10 protein-coding genes are annotated in these 14,617 nt (G+C 62.1%); 6 read left to right on the top strand and 4 right to left on the bottom strand.

Going from position 1 to position 14,617, the window contains the following annotated elements; translation table 11 throughout:
- Positions 1-170 precede the first annotated feature (170 nt).
- Positions 171-2,114, bottom strand: coding sequence for a transglycosylase SLT domain-containing protein (locus tag KUV86_RS19800; RefSeq protein ID WP_222486383.1), 1,944 nt, complete (start codon positions 2,112-2,114; stop codon positions 171-173).
- A gap of 68 nt (positions 2,115-2,182) precedes the next feature.
- On the opposite strand from KUV86_RS19800, the gene KUV86_RS19795 reads away from it, so the two are divergent.
- The 5 genes from KUV86_RS19795 (at position 2,183) to pflA (ending at position 9,579) form a co-directional block, all read left to right on the top strand.
- Positions 2,183-2,719, top strand: a complete 537-nt coding sequence (locus tag KUV86_RS19795; RefSeq protein ID WP_315900582.1) for a YkvA family protein — start codon at positions 2,183-2,185, stop codon at positions 2,717-2,719.
- 212 nt (positions 2,720-2,931) lie between these two features.
- Entirely contained in the window at positions 2,932-3,930 is a 999-nt protein-coding gene (locus KUV86_RS20045) for a PaaI family thioesterase (protein ID WP_261397736.1), read from the top strand.
- Between the two features lie 231 nt (positions 3,931-4,161).
- The gene (gene htpG, locus KUV86_RS19780; RefSeq protein WP_222164335.1) at positions 4,162-6,066 is read left to right on the top strand and encodes a molecular chaperone HtpG; all 1,905 of its coding nucleotides are present in this window, start codon (positions 4,162-4,164) and stop codon (positions 6,064-6,066) included.
- A gap of 397 nt (positions 6,067-6,463) precedes the next feature.
- A complete protein-coding gene (pflB, locus tag KUV86_RS19775; RefSeq protein ID WP_222486381.1) occupies positions 6,464-8,740 on the top strand; it encodes a formate C-acetyltransferase in 2,277 nt (758 codons plus the stop codon).
- Between the two features lie 95 nt (positions 8,741-8,835).
- The gene (pflA, locus tag KUV86_RS19770; RefSeq protein WP_222486379.1) at positions 8,836-9,579 is read left to right on the top strand and encodes a pyruvate formate-lyase-activating protein; all 744 of its coding nucleotides are present in this window, start codon (positions 8,836-8,838) and stop codon (positions 9,577-9,579) included.
- A 133-nt stretch (positions 9,580-9,712) separates the two neighbouring features.
- On the opposite strand, the gene sstT is transcribed toward pflA, so the two are convergent.
- From sstT to trpB, 3 genes are all read right to left on the bottom strand, one after another.
- Entirely contained in the window at positions 9,713-10,942 is a 1,230-nt protein-coding gene (gene sstT / locus KUV86_RS19765; RefSeq protein ID WP_222486404.1) for a serine/threonine transporter SstT, read from the bottom strand.
- Between the two features lie 298 nt (positions 10,943-11,240).
- The gene (gene trpA, locus KUV86_RS19760; RefSeq protein ID WP_261397735.1) at positions 11,241-12,086 is read right to left on the bottom strand and encodes a tryptophan synthase subunit alpha; all 846 of its coding nucleotides are present in this window, start codon (positions 12,084-12,086) and stop codon (positions 11,241-11,243) included.
- A 27-nt stretch (positions 12,087-12,113) separates the two neighbouring features.
- Positions 12,114-13,361: a tryptophan synthase subunit beta gene (gene trpB, locus KUV86_RS19755; protein ID WP_222486377.1), complete on the bottom strand. Its 1,248-nt coding sequence runs from the start codon at positions 13,359-13,361 to the stop codon at positions 12,114-12,116.
- A 144-nt stretch (positions 13,362-13,505) separates the two neighbouring features.
- Here trpB and KUV86_RS19750 point away from each other — a divergent pair, with 144 nt between their 5' ends.
- Complete coding sequence (locus tag KUV86_RS19750; protein WP_261397734.1) at positions 13,506-14,453, top strand: LysR family transcriptional regulator; 948 nt, start codon at positions 13,506-13,508, stop codon at positions 14,451-14,453.
- Positions 14,454-14,617: the final 164 nt, after the last annotated feature.

The following is a 14,617-nucleotide window of genomic DNA, read 5'->3' as shown; positions in this document are numbered from 1 at the left end:
CGCGCTGAATAGGCGGCCGCCCGGTCGACTCCTATGCTGATGGCGTTCAGCTTGCGCTAACGCAAGGTGGCAGCGTAGAGAGACATGGCAAACAAACAGGGTAACGAAAAGCCCCGGTCCAATTGGACCGGGGCTTTTCTGTGGGGAGGTAACGGTACGTCTATGCTGGTTCAGCGCCTGACCATGCCCGCATCGTAGCGTGCCGTCTTCTCTGCCGGCGTCAGCACCTGCACGCCTTGGGTCGACCCCTCGGCAAGGCTCTCGAACACCACGCGGTATTCGAGCACGGCGCGTACATAGCGACGCGTTTCCTTGAACGGAATTTCTTCGACGAACAGATCGAACTCGCCAGGCGACCGCGCCAGCCAGTTGTCGACCCGGTGGGGCCCCGCGTTGTAGGCAGCCGCCGCCGCAATGCGGTTGCCCGAGTAGCGAGCGATCATATCCCGGATATAGGTGCTGCCGAGGCGAATATTGGTGGCGGGATCCAGCACCCCATAGGGGCCAGGGTCGCCGATCCCCACCTGCCGTCCGACCAGTGCGGCGGTACCCGGCATCAGCTGCATCAGACCACGGGCGCCTGCCGGCGACAGCGCCTCGGGGTTGTAGGCACTCTCGCGTCGGGCAATGCCCATCAACAGGTAGGGATCCACCGCATTGGCCTGGCCCCAGCGCTGGAAGTCAGCGCGATAGGCTTCCGGAAAACGCCAGGGCAGGGCGTCCAGCATCTTGCCGACGATGGTGGTCTGCACCAGGCGCACGTGCCAGCCCCTGGAGGCGGCGTAGTCAGCCAGGCGCCGCGCATCGGCGGGGCTGGCCTTGCGCACCGCGTGGTACCACTCCAGGTTCGCCAGTCCCTCCTGCCCGACGCGCAGCAGGGCTTCCGTGCGGCGCACTGTGGGCCAGTTCGCGACCTGAGAGCGTTCCGTATCGCTGGAGTGGTGGCTTTCCATATTGAGGTTGTAGGGCTGCCCCAGGCGGTCTGCTGCGACGAAACCGAAGAAGTCTCGCTGCCCGGCTGCGCGAGTAAAGGCTGCCTGTGCGGCGGTCTGCTGGCCGCGCAGAGTCAGCGCACGTCCAAGCCAGTATTGCCAGCGGGCCTTGCCTTGCACCTCCGCGGGCATGGCGGCGACCGTGCGTTCCAGCGCCCCCCAGTCGCGGTCGCGGATGGCCAGGCGCGCCCGGAGTTCAAATACTTCGGCATCCTGCTGCGTCGGCAAGGCACCATCGATCCAGCCAAGCAGTTCGCGCTGGTCACGCCGTAGGGCGTGATACATGATCTCGCGCTCGAGGGACTGGCGCGCTTGCGCGGACAGGTTCACCCGTGTCGATACCTGTTGCCAGCCGTTGAGCGCAGAGGCCGCCGACGTTTCCGCACCAGCGATGACGGCGGCACGCACGAAGTCCTCTGTGCCGGCGCAGTTCGGCCCGACACAGCTGCCTACGCTGGCCAGACGGGAGGGGCTGATATCCACGCTTTGTTGTGCAGCCACTGCGCTGCTCCAGGCCGGCCCGAGCTGGCGGCCGAGATAGCTGACCAACCCGTCTTCGCCGTTTTCCCAAGCCAGCATCATGCGCTGGAAGATCTCCAGGTCGCCGATGTCGCCCCTGGCCCGTAGCGTCGAGAATAGCGTGTCGCAGGCATCTGGCTGGGAGCTGCCGACGTTCCACAGCTCGCGTCCCCCTTGTGCGGCCAGGGAGGGGTTCTGGCCGAGTTGAGCGGTGTAGTAGTAACACTGCTCTGCCGTGGTCGCCGGAACGCCGTTGGCCACGGCGAGCAGGTCGCCGTAGCGACCGGCACGGCCATAGCGCAGGATGGCCTGTTCGCGCATCCAGTCACCGAGGGGAGCGTCGGCATTGGCGGAGATGTAGCCCAGCACCTCCTGGGGGGAGGCGTTGGGCAGACGGTCACGCAGGCGATAGTACGCCACGTAGCCTTCGAGTTCGTGACCACGTATGGCAGCGTCGTTGATCTGCTGGAAGTTACCGCTGCGAGCAGCTTCCAGGGCACTGCGCATGGCGCCATCGCTGGCCTGGGCAGAGGCCAGCGACGGTGTACAAAGGGCCGTCGCGGCCAGCAGTGGCGCTAGGCGGCGAAACAGGGCGAATGGCATTGAGACCCTCCTGGTCCTGAGGTGAAGACACGATTGCCTGGGCGCGCCTGAGTGCGCCTGGAGGCTCCATGGTGACCGAACATGGGAAGCTTGAACAGTCATGTTATCTGACGCTGAAGCTTGACCCAGAACAGGTCCGCCTCCATGTTGACAGTGTCGAGGCCGAAGCCCAGGACATCGTCCACAAAGGCCGGCTGCTGTCACCGCTGCAGGCGTTTGACGAGACCTGCATCCAGGAGGTTGTTGAGATGTCCCTGTTTGACCGTGTCCCTGTGATAGGACGTCTTTCCCAGCGTTCGAGAGCCTTCAAGCACATCTTGAGGGCCTTGAAGCTGTTCATTCCGATGCTCCAGGATGTGCTCGGCGGACGTTATCGCCCAGTGCCTTGGTCCGCCTTTGGCTGGATGGCGGCGGCCTTGGCCTACCTGGTGTCTCCGTTGGATCTTGTTCCGGACGTGCTGCTGCTGTTTGGTCTCGTCGATGACGTGGTCATTGTCGGGTGGTTGCTGACCAAGGTGGACGCGAGTCTGGCAGATTATCGGGCCTGGCGTGGCGACGTGGAAGAGGACGCGCAGCGGGAAGAGCGGGATATCAGTGATCTGTAGTCTGCCCGGTTGACCCGCCGGCAACGCTGAGCGGTGGTGGAATGACCTGCCGCCGCCAGGCCCACTGTTCTTGGGTAAGTCTTCATAGATACGTCTTCATAGATACGTCGTCATGGGTAGCTAGATCCATCGTTCATAGGTAAAAAGGCGAATGGTGGACCTGAAGGGTTCTGACTAGGCTGTCAGTCAAACGTTTGACTATGGCGCTTGTCATGTCCGCACAAGAAGATGCTTTCGCTTCACCTTCCTTTTCGCTGTGGCGCCAGGCTCTTCAGCGATTTATTGATGTCATTCCGCACACCCATATGCTGGAGATGCAGGTCACCTCGGTGGACGAGGAGGGCGTTACGCTGTATCTGCCCTGGCATCCGCTGTTGTCGGGAGATCGCCAACGAGGGCTGGTGCACACGGGTGTCCTCAGCATGCTGCTTGACACCGCCTGTGGCGCGTCTGTGCTGACCGCGTTGCCCCAGCCCGAGGTATGCCCGACCCTGGACCTGCATATCAGCCACCGCCGCCCCGGTATCGAGGAATTGCCGCTGTGGGTCAAGGCCAGAGCCGATGCGGTATCGTCCAGTGTCGTGTTCACCGAGGCTCAGGCATGGCAGCAGGATGGACAGCCACTGGCCCGAGCGAGCGGGCATTTCGCCAGGCTAGGACCCCGCAACACGCCTCCTGGATTTGCCGATGCCATGTTTGCCGGTCTCGCGGAGTCGGATGAATCGCCGGCTGTACCTCCGACCCCGGTGATGGCGGCCCGTGGCAGCAGCGATGCCCTGGATCCACTGCTGTTAGAGGCGGGCATCAACGATGATAACCTCGCCCCCTGGATAGCGCAGATACCTTACGCAGGGCAGCTCGGGGTGTCGGCCTGTCGCGACGATGAGGGGCTCTGTTTTGCGCTGGAGGCGCGGTCCTCCAATATCGGTAACCCAATGCTGCCTGCGCTTCACGGTGGTGTCGTGGCGGCATTCATGGAAACGGCTGCGGCCCTGCATACGCTCAGCCAGTCCCGCCAGCCACGCCTCCCTCGGTTGGTCAATGTGACCGTGGACTACCTGGCCCCCGCTGCGGTGAAACCGACCCGTGCCCGTTGTCGCCTGGTACGCGAGGGGCGTCGTATGGTCAATGTGGACACATGGGCGTGGCAGGATGACGAAGCGACACCGATCGCCCGCGCGCGCATGAGCTATGTGTTAGATCCCGCCTAGCGTGTGCTGAATCCTGAAGCATATGTGCCGGAACCAGCGCCAAGGGGTGCGCTGCAGCCTTGAAAAGACAGCGTCTAGCCCCATATCGATGATCAATTGAAGATCGTACGGCGTTGAGCGAGCGCCGACAGGGGATGCCCTGACGCCTCGCTACCCGCGTCGCACACTCTGGAACGCCAGTGTCCCGGCACTGGTCCGGAAAACGCTATGTCGAAAGGGGTTCGACCTACCATGACCACCGCTACTCACGAAGAAACCCTGGGCTTTCAGACCGAGGTCAAGCAGCTTCTCAACTTGATGATCCACTCGCTGTATTCCAACCGCGAGATCTTTCTTCGGGAGCTGATTTCCAACGCAGCGGATGCCTGCGACAAGCTCCGTTACGCCGCCCTGGACAACGATGCCCTGTATGAAGGCGACAGCGAACTGCGTGTCGAGATCGAGCACGACAGTGACGCCAAGACGGTGACGATTCGTGACAACGGTATCGGCATGAATCGCGACGATGTGATCGCCAACCTCGGCACGATCGCCAAGAGCGGCACCGCGGAGTTCCTGAATCAGCTATCCGGCGAGCAGCAGAAGGACGCCAAGCTGATCGGTCAGTTCGGTGTCGGGTTCTACTCGGGCTTTATCGTCGCCGACGAGATCACGGTGCGCACGCGCAAGGCGGGAGACGCAGCGGATGCGGGCGTCGAGTGGCGTTCGAAGGGCGAAGGTGAGTTTGTGGTGGCCGAGCTTGAGCGCGAGAAGCACGGTACCGAGATCATCCTGCACCTGAAGGATGATGCCAGCGAGTTCGCCGATGACTATCGCCTGCAGAGTCTGGTGCGCAAGTACTCCGACCACATCGAAGTGCCGGTGAAAATGCCGCGCACGGAAAAGGCGACCGACGACGAAGGCAATGAGGTCGACGGTAGTGAAGTCACCACCTGGGAGACCATCAACGAGGCGACAGCGCTGTGGGTTCGTCCCAAGGGCGAGGTGTCGGATGATGAGTACAAGGCCTTCTACAAGCATGTGGCTCATGACTTCTCCGACCCGCTGGCCTGGAGCCATAACAAGGTCGAAGGCAACCTGGAGTACACCAGCCTGCTGTACGTGCCGGGCCGTGCTCCCTTCGACCTGTACGAGCGTGATGGCGCCCGTGGGGTGAAACTGTATGTGCAGCGTGTGTTCATCATGGACGACGCTGAGCAGTTCCTGCCGCTCTACCTGCGCTTCATCAAGGGCGTGCTGGATACCCGCGACCTGTCGCTGAACGTGTCCCGCGAACTGCTGCAGCAGGATCCCAAGGTCGACAAGATCAAGTCCGCGCTGACCAAGCGTGCGCTGGACATGCTGAAGAAGCTGTCGAAGGACAAGGAGGCCTATCAGAGCTTCTGGAACACCTTTGGCGCCGTGTTGAAGGAAGGCCCGGCGGAAGACTTCGCCAACCGCGACAAGATCAGTGGCCTGCTGCGCTTCTCCAGTACTCACACCGACAGCGCCACCCAGGACCAGTCACTGGCCGACTATGTCGAGCGGATGAAAGAGGGTCAGGACAAGATCTATTACATCGTCGCCGACGGCTTCAATGCGACCAAGAATAGCCCCCATCTGGAGATCTTCCGCAAGAAGGGGATCGAGGTACTGCTGCTGCACGACCGGATCGATGAGTGGCTGATGAGCCACCTTACCGAGTTCGATGGCAAGAAGCTGGTCGATGTGGCCAAGGGCGACCTCGATCTTGGTGATGTCGAGAACGAGGAAGAGAAGAAGGCCCAGGAGGAGACCGCCAAGGCCAAGGAAGACCTGGTCAAGCGGGTGAAAGAGGCGCTGGGAGACGAGGTCCAGGAGGTCAAGGTCACCCATCGCCTGACGGATTCTCCTGCCTGTGTGGTCCTGCCTGAGCACGAGATGGGCTTCCAGATGCGCCGCATCATGGAAGCGGCGGGCCAGAGCCTGCCGGAGGTCAAGCCGATCCTCGAACTCAACCCGGAGCATGCGCTCGTCGCGCGTCTCGAAGCGGCCGGCGACGAGGGCTTTGCCGATCTCGCCAGGATTCTGCTTGATCAGGCGATTATCGCCGAGGGCGGCCATCTCGATGATCCCGCTGCCTACGTCAAGCGTCTGAATGCCTTGCTCAGCGCCTGACAACAGGCCGGCAGATTGATCGGCGTACCTCTGGGTACATAGCGCCATCGTTGCGCCAGGGCGGCGCCACCTTCGGGTGGCGTCGCCTTTTTATGGCGCGCTCTGCTTGCTGCCCTCCCGCCTGTTTATCCTCCCTGATGCGCTAAATCGCCAGTTGCGCCGCGACCTTATTGGACGCTGATACGGGTCAAGTCCGGGCTGTCCCTCTACTGCTAAAGTCGAATGGTCCCGCTGGGTCAGAGGTTGTCTCGCCCAGCAAGAGCGCTGCATCCACGTCACCATCGAAGTGACGACCGCGCTGCCACCGATCTTCAAGCTTTGCTGCCCCCTCCGATGGATAGAGGGGCGCAGTGAATCTGCACTAGTTTCGTATTTCCTTTTGTTGAGGGGCAAGTCGATGAAAGAGCAATTCGCACAGGCGTGGGAAGGGTTTGCGGGCACCGCGTGGAAAGAGGGGGTCAACGTACGCGACTTCCTGCTGGCCAACGTGACGCCCTATGAAGGCGACGAGCATTTTCTGGTGGCAGAGCCCGCCACGAGCACCCGCGCACTGTGGGACCGGGTCATGGAGGGTATCAAGCAGGAGAATGCCACCCACGCGCCGCTGGACTTCGACACCTCGCTGGTGTCCTCCATCACCGCCCATGACGCCGGCTACATCGATGCGTCTCTCGAGACCATTGTCGGTCTGCAGACCGAGGCACCCTTGAAGCGGGCCATCATGCCCAATGGTGGGATCAAGATGGTGGAAGGGTCCTGCCAGGCCTACGGCCGCGAGCTGGATCCGCAGGTGAAGAAGATCTTCACCGAGTTTCGCAAGACCCATAACCAGGGCGTGTTCGATGTCTACACCCCGGACATCCTCAAGTGTCGCAAGTCCGGCGTGCTGACAGGACTCCCTGATGCCTACGGACGCGGCCGCATCATCGGTGACTATCGCCGGGTCGCGCTTTACGGTGTCGACTTCCTGATGGCCGACAAACAGGCCCAGTTTGCTTCTCTGCAGTCACGCTTTGAACAGGGCGATGATCTGGAGGCGGTCATTCAGCTGCGCGAAGAGGTCGCCGAGCAGTATCGTGCGCTGGACCAGCTGAAAGAGATGGCGGCCAAGTACGGCTTCGATATCTCGGTGCCGGCCACCACGGCTCAGGAAGCCATTCAGTGGACCTACTTCGGCTACCTGGCTGCGGTGAAGTCCCAGAATGGCGCTGCCATGTCGCTGGGGCGTACCTCCAGCTTCCTCGACATCTACCTGGAGCGCGATCTGAGCCAGGGAGTGATCGATGAAGTGGGGGCCCAGGAGCTGGTCGACCACTTCATCATGAAGCTGCGCATGGTGCGCTTCCTGCGCACGCCTGAGTACGACGAACTGTTTTCCGGCGACCCCATCTGGGCGACCGAGTGCCTGGGGGGCATGGCCCAGGACGGACGCACGCTGGTCACCCGTACCAGCTTCCGTTTCCTCAACAGTCTGTACACCATGGGCCCAAGTCCTGAGCCCAACCTGACCGTGCTGTGGTCAGAGCAGCTGCCAGAGGGGTTCAAGCGCTACTGCGCCAAGGTGTCTATCGACACCTCGTCGATCCAGTACGAGAACGACGATCTGATGCGCCAGGACTTTGCCTCCGATGACTACGCGATAGCCTGCTGCGTGTCCCCCATGGTGATCGGCAAGCAGATGCAGTTCTTCGGCGCTCGTGCCAACCTGGCCAAGACGCTGCTGTACACGATCAACGGTGGCGTCGATGAGAAGCTCAAGATTCAGGTGGGGCCAAAGAGCGAGCCGATCCGTGATGAGGTGCTGGACTTCGATGACGTCTGGCAGCGCATGGATGGTCTGATGGACTGGCTGGCACGGCAATACGTCACCGCGCTGAATGCCATCCACTACATGCACGACAAGTACAGTTACGAAGCGGCCCTGATGGCGCTGCATGATCTTGACGTCAAGCGCACCATGGCCTGCGGTATCGCCGGGCTATCGGTGGCGGCGGACTCACTGTCCGCGATCAAGTATGCCACCGTGCGCCCAGTGCGCGACGAAGACGGTGTGGCGGTGGATTTCGAGATCGACGGTGACTACCCGTGTTTTGGCAACAACGATGCACGGGTTGATGATATCGCCTGTCAGCTGGTGGAAGTCTTCATGAACAAGATTCGCCAGCTCAAGACCTACCGTGGCGCCGAGCCTACCCAGTCTGTGCTGACCATCACCTCCAATGTGGTCTACGGCAAGAAAACCGGTACTACGCCGGACGGGCGTCGCGCCGGCGAGCCTTTTGCTCCGGGAGCAAACCCGATGCATGGACGCGACACCAAGGGGGCCGTGGCGTCGCTGACGTCGGTGGGCAAGCTGCCCTATGCCCATGCCAAGGATGGCATTTCGTACACCTTCTCGATCGTGCCCAAGGCGCTGGGCAAGGACGAAGGCACGCAGCGTGGCAATCTGGCCGGCTTGATGGACGGCTATTTCCATCACAGTGATCGCCAGGAAGGTGGCCAGCACCTGAACGTCAACGTGCTCAACCGCGAGATGCTGGAAGACGCCGTGGTCCATCCCGACAAGTACCCGCAGCTGACGATTCGGGTATCCGGCTACGCGGTGCGCTTCAACTCGCTCACCGCAGAGCAGCAGCGGGACGTGATCAGCCGTACCTTCACCGAGACGCTCTAGGGCGTACTGCCCAAGACTCGCCCTGAGGCCGCGACAGCGGCCTCCCTCTGGCTCCGGGAATTTTCCCCGGAGCCCTTTTCTTGCGAGGCCACGCCATGTCCCGTATCGGCCGTCTTCATCATCTCGAGAGTTGCGGTGCCGTCGATGGCCCCGGCATCCGCTTTCTGGTCTTTCTTCAGGGCTGCGTTATGCGCTGTCAGTACTGCCATAACCGGGATAGCTGGGATCTGAAAGGAGGACGCGAGGTCAGCGTGGAAGAGGTCATGGCGGAAGCGCGAACCTATCTACCGTTCATGCGCGCCTCCGGAGGGGGCATCACCTGTAGCGGGGGGGAGGCGCTGCTGCAGCCAGCCTTCGTGCGGGATCTGTTCGTGGCCGCCAAGGCAGAGGGGATGCACACCTGTCTCGATACCAACGGCTACGCCTGCCATTACGACGATGTGCTCGATGCACTGCTTGATGCCACCGACCTGGTGTTATTGGATATCAAGCATATCGACGAAGGGGCCCATCGCGTACTGACGGGGATTTCCTCCCGTCGACCCTTCGCCTTCGCACGCCATCTGGCGGCGATCGGCAAGCCGACCTGGATTCGACAGGTGATCGTGCCGGGCCATACCGATAGCGACGAGATGATGCACCGACTCGGCCAGTTGATTCAGACCCTGGATAACATCGAGCGGGTCGAGCTGCTGCCTTACCATGGTCTGGGCGAGTACAAGTGGGAGGAGCTGGGACAGCACTATCCGCTGGCCGGACTCGAACCTCCGAGTCGCGAGACCATGGAGCGCCTGGTGGCGATTGCCGCTCGCTATCATCCGCAGGTGGTGGCGGGCTGAGTGACGGCGTCATGTGTTTAAACAAGTCTGGCCAGCAAGCCCGCTAAGCAACGCCCATTCAGCAATCCTACTCAACAAAGCCCCCGTCACCGCAGGGTGACGGGGGCTTGGTTCGTGCAGCCGCAGGACGGGGTCAGTCGACGGCTGTGCTGCGATCGGCTCTGCGGCTGGCGGCGGCGGTGAACAGCACATCGGTGGACGAGTTAAGCGCGGTCTCCGTGGAGTCCTGCACCACGCTGATGACAAAGCCGATCGCGACGACCTGCATGGCCACATCGGCGGATATGCCGAACAGGCTGGCCGCCATGGGAATCAGCAGTAGCGAGCCACCGGCGACACCCGAGACTCCGCAAGCGGCAAGCGCCGAGACGATGCACAGCAGCAGTGCGGTGGCAAAATCGACGCTGATGCCGAGGGTGTGGGCGGCCGCCAGTGTGATCACCGTGATCGTGATGGCCGCACCGGACATGTTGATGGTGGCACCCAAGGGGATCGAGATGGAATAGGTGTCCTCGTCCAGCTCCAGGCGCTTGCACAACTCCATGTTGACCGGAATGTTGGCGGCGCTTGAGCGTGTGAAGAAGGCGGTGATGGCACTACCGCGAAGGCAGCTGAATACCAGAGGGTAGGGGTTCTTGCGGGTGGTCAGGAAGACGATCAAGGGGTTCGTGACCAGCGCCACGAATACCATGCATCCGACGATGACGGACAACAGGCGGCCATATTCCATCAGTGCGCCGATGCCGGCTTCGGCCAGGGTGCCGGCGACCAGGCCAAAGATGCCGAGCGGTGCCAGGCGGATCACCCAGCGGACGAGGGTAGAGACCGCGTCGGACAGGTCATTGATCATTCCCTTGGTGGCGGACTGGGCGTTTCTCAGCACCAGGCCGAGGCTGATGGCCCAGACCAGAATCGCCACGAAGTTGGCTTCCATCAGCGCGGCAATCGGGTTGGCGACGGCACTGAGCAACAGGTTGCGTAGGATTTCGATCACGCCGCCGGGAGGGTTGCCGCTGGCCTGGGCGGTATCCAGCGTCAATTCTGTGGGAAACAGGAAGCTTGCGGTGACGGCCACCAGAGCGGCCACCAGGGTGCCGGCAAGATATAGTATGAGTACGCTGTGGATCTGGGTCTGACGACCTCGCTGGTGGTTGGCGATGGCGGCCATCACCAGCACAAACACCAGGACAGGCGCAACGGCCTTCAGGGCAGAGATAAAGACCTGCCCGAGCAGCGAGACCGATGCCGCAAGGTCTGGGGACAGGGTGGCGACAATAATACCCAGCAGGATGCCGATCACAATCTGGGGTATCAGCCCCAACCGGTTCAGTGCCTTGAAGGGGACGCTCAGGGTGTTGGACATGACTCTGATCTCGAAGCGTGGTGTGTGCATCGACCGTCTCGCGCAGACGGATGGGGTGGCTTGTGGCCGGAAGGGGCGGGATTCTACCATCGCTGACCCGTATTACGGGTTCGACTTAAGCATGAGAATGGCAGAAAGAATATCGCGGGAGCAGACGTCAGGCAGAGGACTGGACGTCGATATCGCGGGTTTCTGGCAGGAATCGCCGTGATTGTTGCTCTGGACCCATCATGGTAGAGGGCATAAAGACTCGACCACTCCGCGGGAGTGGTCGAGTGATACATGACAAGTGCTCGTGTTAGCGGGAGGAAGCGTGACCTGCCTGGGCCAGCGCGTTGGCAAGCTCGCGCGTCAGCTCCAGCACCGCCTGAGTGCCTGCCTGGGGCGTCGCTCCGCTGGCCTGGGCATCTATCAGAGCGGAGCCAACCACCACGCCATCGGCAAAGGCGCCAATCTCCTTGGCCTGGGCGGCGGTGCGAATGCCAAACCCGACGGCGACGGGAATGTCGCTGTGAGTACGGATGCGATCCAGTTCCTGCTTGACCCGCTCCGCACTAGGCGCTGCACCACCCGTCACGCCATTGCTGGAGACGTAGTAGAGAAAGCCTGACGTGTTGGCGAGCACGCTGGGTAAACGTTCGGCGTCGGTCGTCGGGGTGGCCAGACGAATAAAGTTCAGACCAGCCTTGGCGGCGGGCAGGCACAGCTCGTCATCGTGCTCCGGCGGCAGGTCCACCACGATAAGGCCATCGACTCCGGCGGCCTTGGCCTGATCGAGGAAGCGCTCGACGCCGCGAGCGTAGATGGGGTTGTAGTAGCCCATCAGCACCACCGGCGTGAGCGTGTCGACTCGGCGAAGTTCGCGCACCATCTCCAGGGTGCGGTCCATGGTCTGACCTCCCTCCAGCGCACGCCGGGTAGCGTGCTGAATGGCAGGGCCATCTGCCATGGGGTCGGTGAACGGCATGCCAAGTTCGATCACGTCGGCCCCGGCCTCGCCCAGGCCCTTGAGGGTCGCGAGGCTGGTAGCGTAGTCGGGATCACCGGCGGCGATATAGGTCACCAGGGCGGCGCGGCCTTGCTGGCGGGTAGCGGCAAAGCGCTGAGCCAGGCGTCCTTGTGAAGTGGCTGGGGATGTCATCATGTCTCTCCTGAGGATAAGGGGCGCAGGTCAGACCGGGCCATTGGCGGTGTCGAGCCCTAACTCTTCAGCCAAGCATTGCGTCGCGGTGGTCATGTCCTTGTCGCCGCGACCGCTGAGGTTCACCACCATCAGGTGATCCTGGGGGAGGCCGGGCGCACGTTTGATCACTTCTGCCAGGGCATGGGACGACTCCAGCGCAGGAATGATGCCTTCCTTACGGCACAACAAGGTGAACGCGTCCAGCGCCTCGCGGTCACTGGCGGCCACGTACTCGGCACGCTCAATGGCATGCAGCCATGCATGTTCGGGACCAATGCCGGGGTAGTCGAGGCCGGCGGAAATCGAGTGCGCATCGCTGATCTGTCCCTCCGCATCCTGCAGCAGGAAGGTGCGATTGCCATGCAGCACGCCTGAGCGTCCTCCTTTCAGGCTGGCGGCGTGACGAGGAGTGTCGAGCCCCTCGCCAGCGGCCTCTACGCCAATCAGTGCCACGTCCGGATCATCCAGGAAGGGATGGAACAGTCCCATGGCGTTGGAGCCGCCGCCGATGCAGGCCACCAGGGAGTCGGGCAAGCGTTGTTCCTTGTCGAACAGCTGCTCGCGAACCTCCTGGCCGATGACCGACTGGAAGTCACGCACCATGGCAGGATAGGGATGAGGGCCGGCCACCGTGCCGATGATGTAGAAGGTGGTATCGACGTGGGTGACCCAGTCTCGCAGGGCCTCGTTCATGGCATCCTTCAGGGTCCCATCGCCGGCGGTCACGGGAATCACCTTGGCGCCAAGCAGCTGCATGCGCTGTACATTGGGTTGCTGGCGGTGGATGTCGGTGCTGCCCATGTAGATGATGCACTCCATACCGAAGCGTGCCGCCACGGTGGCGGTCGCTACACCGTGCATGCCTGCCCCGGTTTCGGCGATGATGCGACGCTTGCCCATGCGGCGTGCCAGCAGAATCTGGCCAAGGGCGTTGTTGATCTTGTGAGCGCCGGTATGCATCAAGTCCTCGCGCTTGAGGTAGATGCGTGCACCACCCAGATGCTCGGTCAGACGTTCGGCAAAGTACAACGGACTCTTGCGGCCCACGTAGTCGGCAGAAAGCCGTGCCAGCTCGTCGGCGAACAGCGGGTCCTGACGAGCTGCGTCATATTCCCGCTGCAGGTCAAGAATCAACGGCATCAGTGTCTCGGCGACAAAGCGTCCCCCGAATTCACCAAAGAACCCTCTTGAGTCGGGCCCCTGGCGGAGGCTCTGTGTCGTGTCGTGTTGGCTCATCGGAAGCTCCAAAGCTGTCGCGGCGCGACCAGCGCCATGGGTGTCGAGGCCAAGAATAACCGCTGACGGGCACCTGAAAAATCGATATCGTTGCACTAACCTGTGAGAAAAAGTCACATATTTAGCCGTGGGCGGAGGGGCATCATGACAGATCAGGCACGCCGGGGAGCGCCCGTCACCTTGGCAGGGGACAGGCTGCCGTCAATGCGAGCGCTGAGGGCTCTGGAGGCGGTAGCGGAACTGGGCAGCGTGTCCCGGGCCGCGACCGTGTTGCACCTTACCCACGGGGCCGTGAGCCGTCAGATCAAGGGGCTTGAGCAGCAGCTGGGTGTGCACCTGCTGGAAAGAGAGGGCAGAGGAGTGCGCCTGACCGACGCAGGTCAGGAGCTGGCCGATGCCATCGGCTTTCATCTAGGAGCGCTAGCCAGAGTGTGCAGTGACGTGTCGCAGCGGGGACAGGGGCGCCCCTTTGTGCTGAACTGTCCCGGCTCATTTCTGGCGCGCTGGTTTATCCCGCGCCTGGCGGCGCTGAAGACGGCGCTTCCGACGTTGGAACTGCACCTGAGTGCTAGTGAAGAAGGGGAGGGTGTACCGCCAGGAGCGGACGGTGTGCTGCGGTTCCAGCGCCTGCCCGACAGCCCCGACGAGCGTGCGCTTATTCGAGTGCTGGGGAAGGAGCGTATCGGCCCCGTCCACAGCCCGCACTATCAGATTGCGTCCACTCAAGGGGCGGGCCGGCGGCAGCCGCAGGAGCTCCTGGGGCACCCTTTGCTGCATACTCGCTCGCGGCCGTCAGCCTGGAGTGACTGGTGTTCTCAGCAAGGGATGAGCGTTGAAGGCCTCTCCATGGGACAAGGCTTCGAGCATCTTACCTACATGCTCGAGGCGACACTGGTGGGGCTGGGCGTTGGCATCTCCCCGGACTATCTGGTGGAAGACGACGTGCGTGCTGGGCGTTTGCTTGCGCCCTGGGGGTTCGTGACCACGGAAGCCTGTCTGACCCTGCATTTGGCCTCCGGGGCGCACGGCCCGCGTCATCCTCATGCCAATGATCTGGCGGACTGGTTGGCGGCTGAACTTGGCCGATCATAAGGCGCCGCTGGTGCCATGGCAGAGGGCAAGGGGGGGCATGTCGTCGGGCCATAGCGCACTGGTGGGAGGCATGGGAGACCTTGAGTTTCATCACGTGACGAATTGTGTCCTATGATTTACTATTTTAACATTCGGTACGGCTGAATCAGCATACAAGCGAAGAC

Source organism: Halomonas sp. DP8Y7-3 (genome assembly GCF_019801675.1).
GTDB lineage: Bacteria > Pseudomonadota > Gammaproteobacteria > Pseudomonadales > Halomonadaceae > Halomonas > Halomonas litopenaei_A.
This window is presented reverse-complemented; position numbering and strand designations above follow the sequence as displayed.

Bases quoted from the DNA above. Each gene is read 5' to 3' on its own strand.
- KUV86_RS20045 (WP_261397736.1), top strand. From the start codon at position 2,932: ATGTCCGCACAAGAAGATGCTTTCGCTTCACCTTCCTTTTCGCTGTGG.
- KUV86_RS19800 (WP_222486383.1), bottom strand. From the start codon at position 2,114: ATGCCATTCGCCCTGTTTCGCCGCCTAGCGCCACTGCTGGCCGCGACG.
- trpA (WP_261397735.1), bottom strand. From the start codon at position 12,086: ATGATGACATCCCCAGCCACTTCACAAGGACGCCTGGCTCAGCGCTTT.
- pflA (WP_222486379.1), top strand. From the start codon at position 8,836: ATGTCCCGTATCGGCCGTCTTCATCATCTCGAGAGTTGCGGTGCCGTC.
- KUV86_RS19750 (WP_261397734.1), top strand. From the start codon at position 13,506: ATGACAGATCAGGCACGCCGGGGAGCGCCCGTCACCTTGGCAGGGGAC.
- pflB (WP_222486381.1), top strand. From the start codon at position 6,464: ATGAAAGAGCAATTCGCACAGGCGTGGGAAGGGTTTGCGGGCACCGCG.
- sstT (WP_222486404.1), bottom strand. From the start codon at position 10,942: ATGTCCAACACCCTGAGCGTCCCCTTCAAGGCACTGAACCGGTTGGGG.
- KUV86_RS19795 (WP_315900582.1), top strand. From the start codon at position 2,183: ATGGTGACCGAACATGGGAAGCTTGAACAGTCATGTTATCTGACGCTG.
- trpB (WP_222486377.1), bottom strand. From the start codon at position 13,361: ATGAGCCAACACGACACGACACAGAGCCTCCGCCAGGGGCCCGACTCA.
- htpG (WP_222164335.1), top strand. From the start codon at position 4,162: ATGACCACCGCTACTCACGAAGAAACCCTGGGCTTTCAGACCGAGGTC.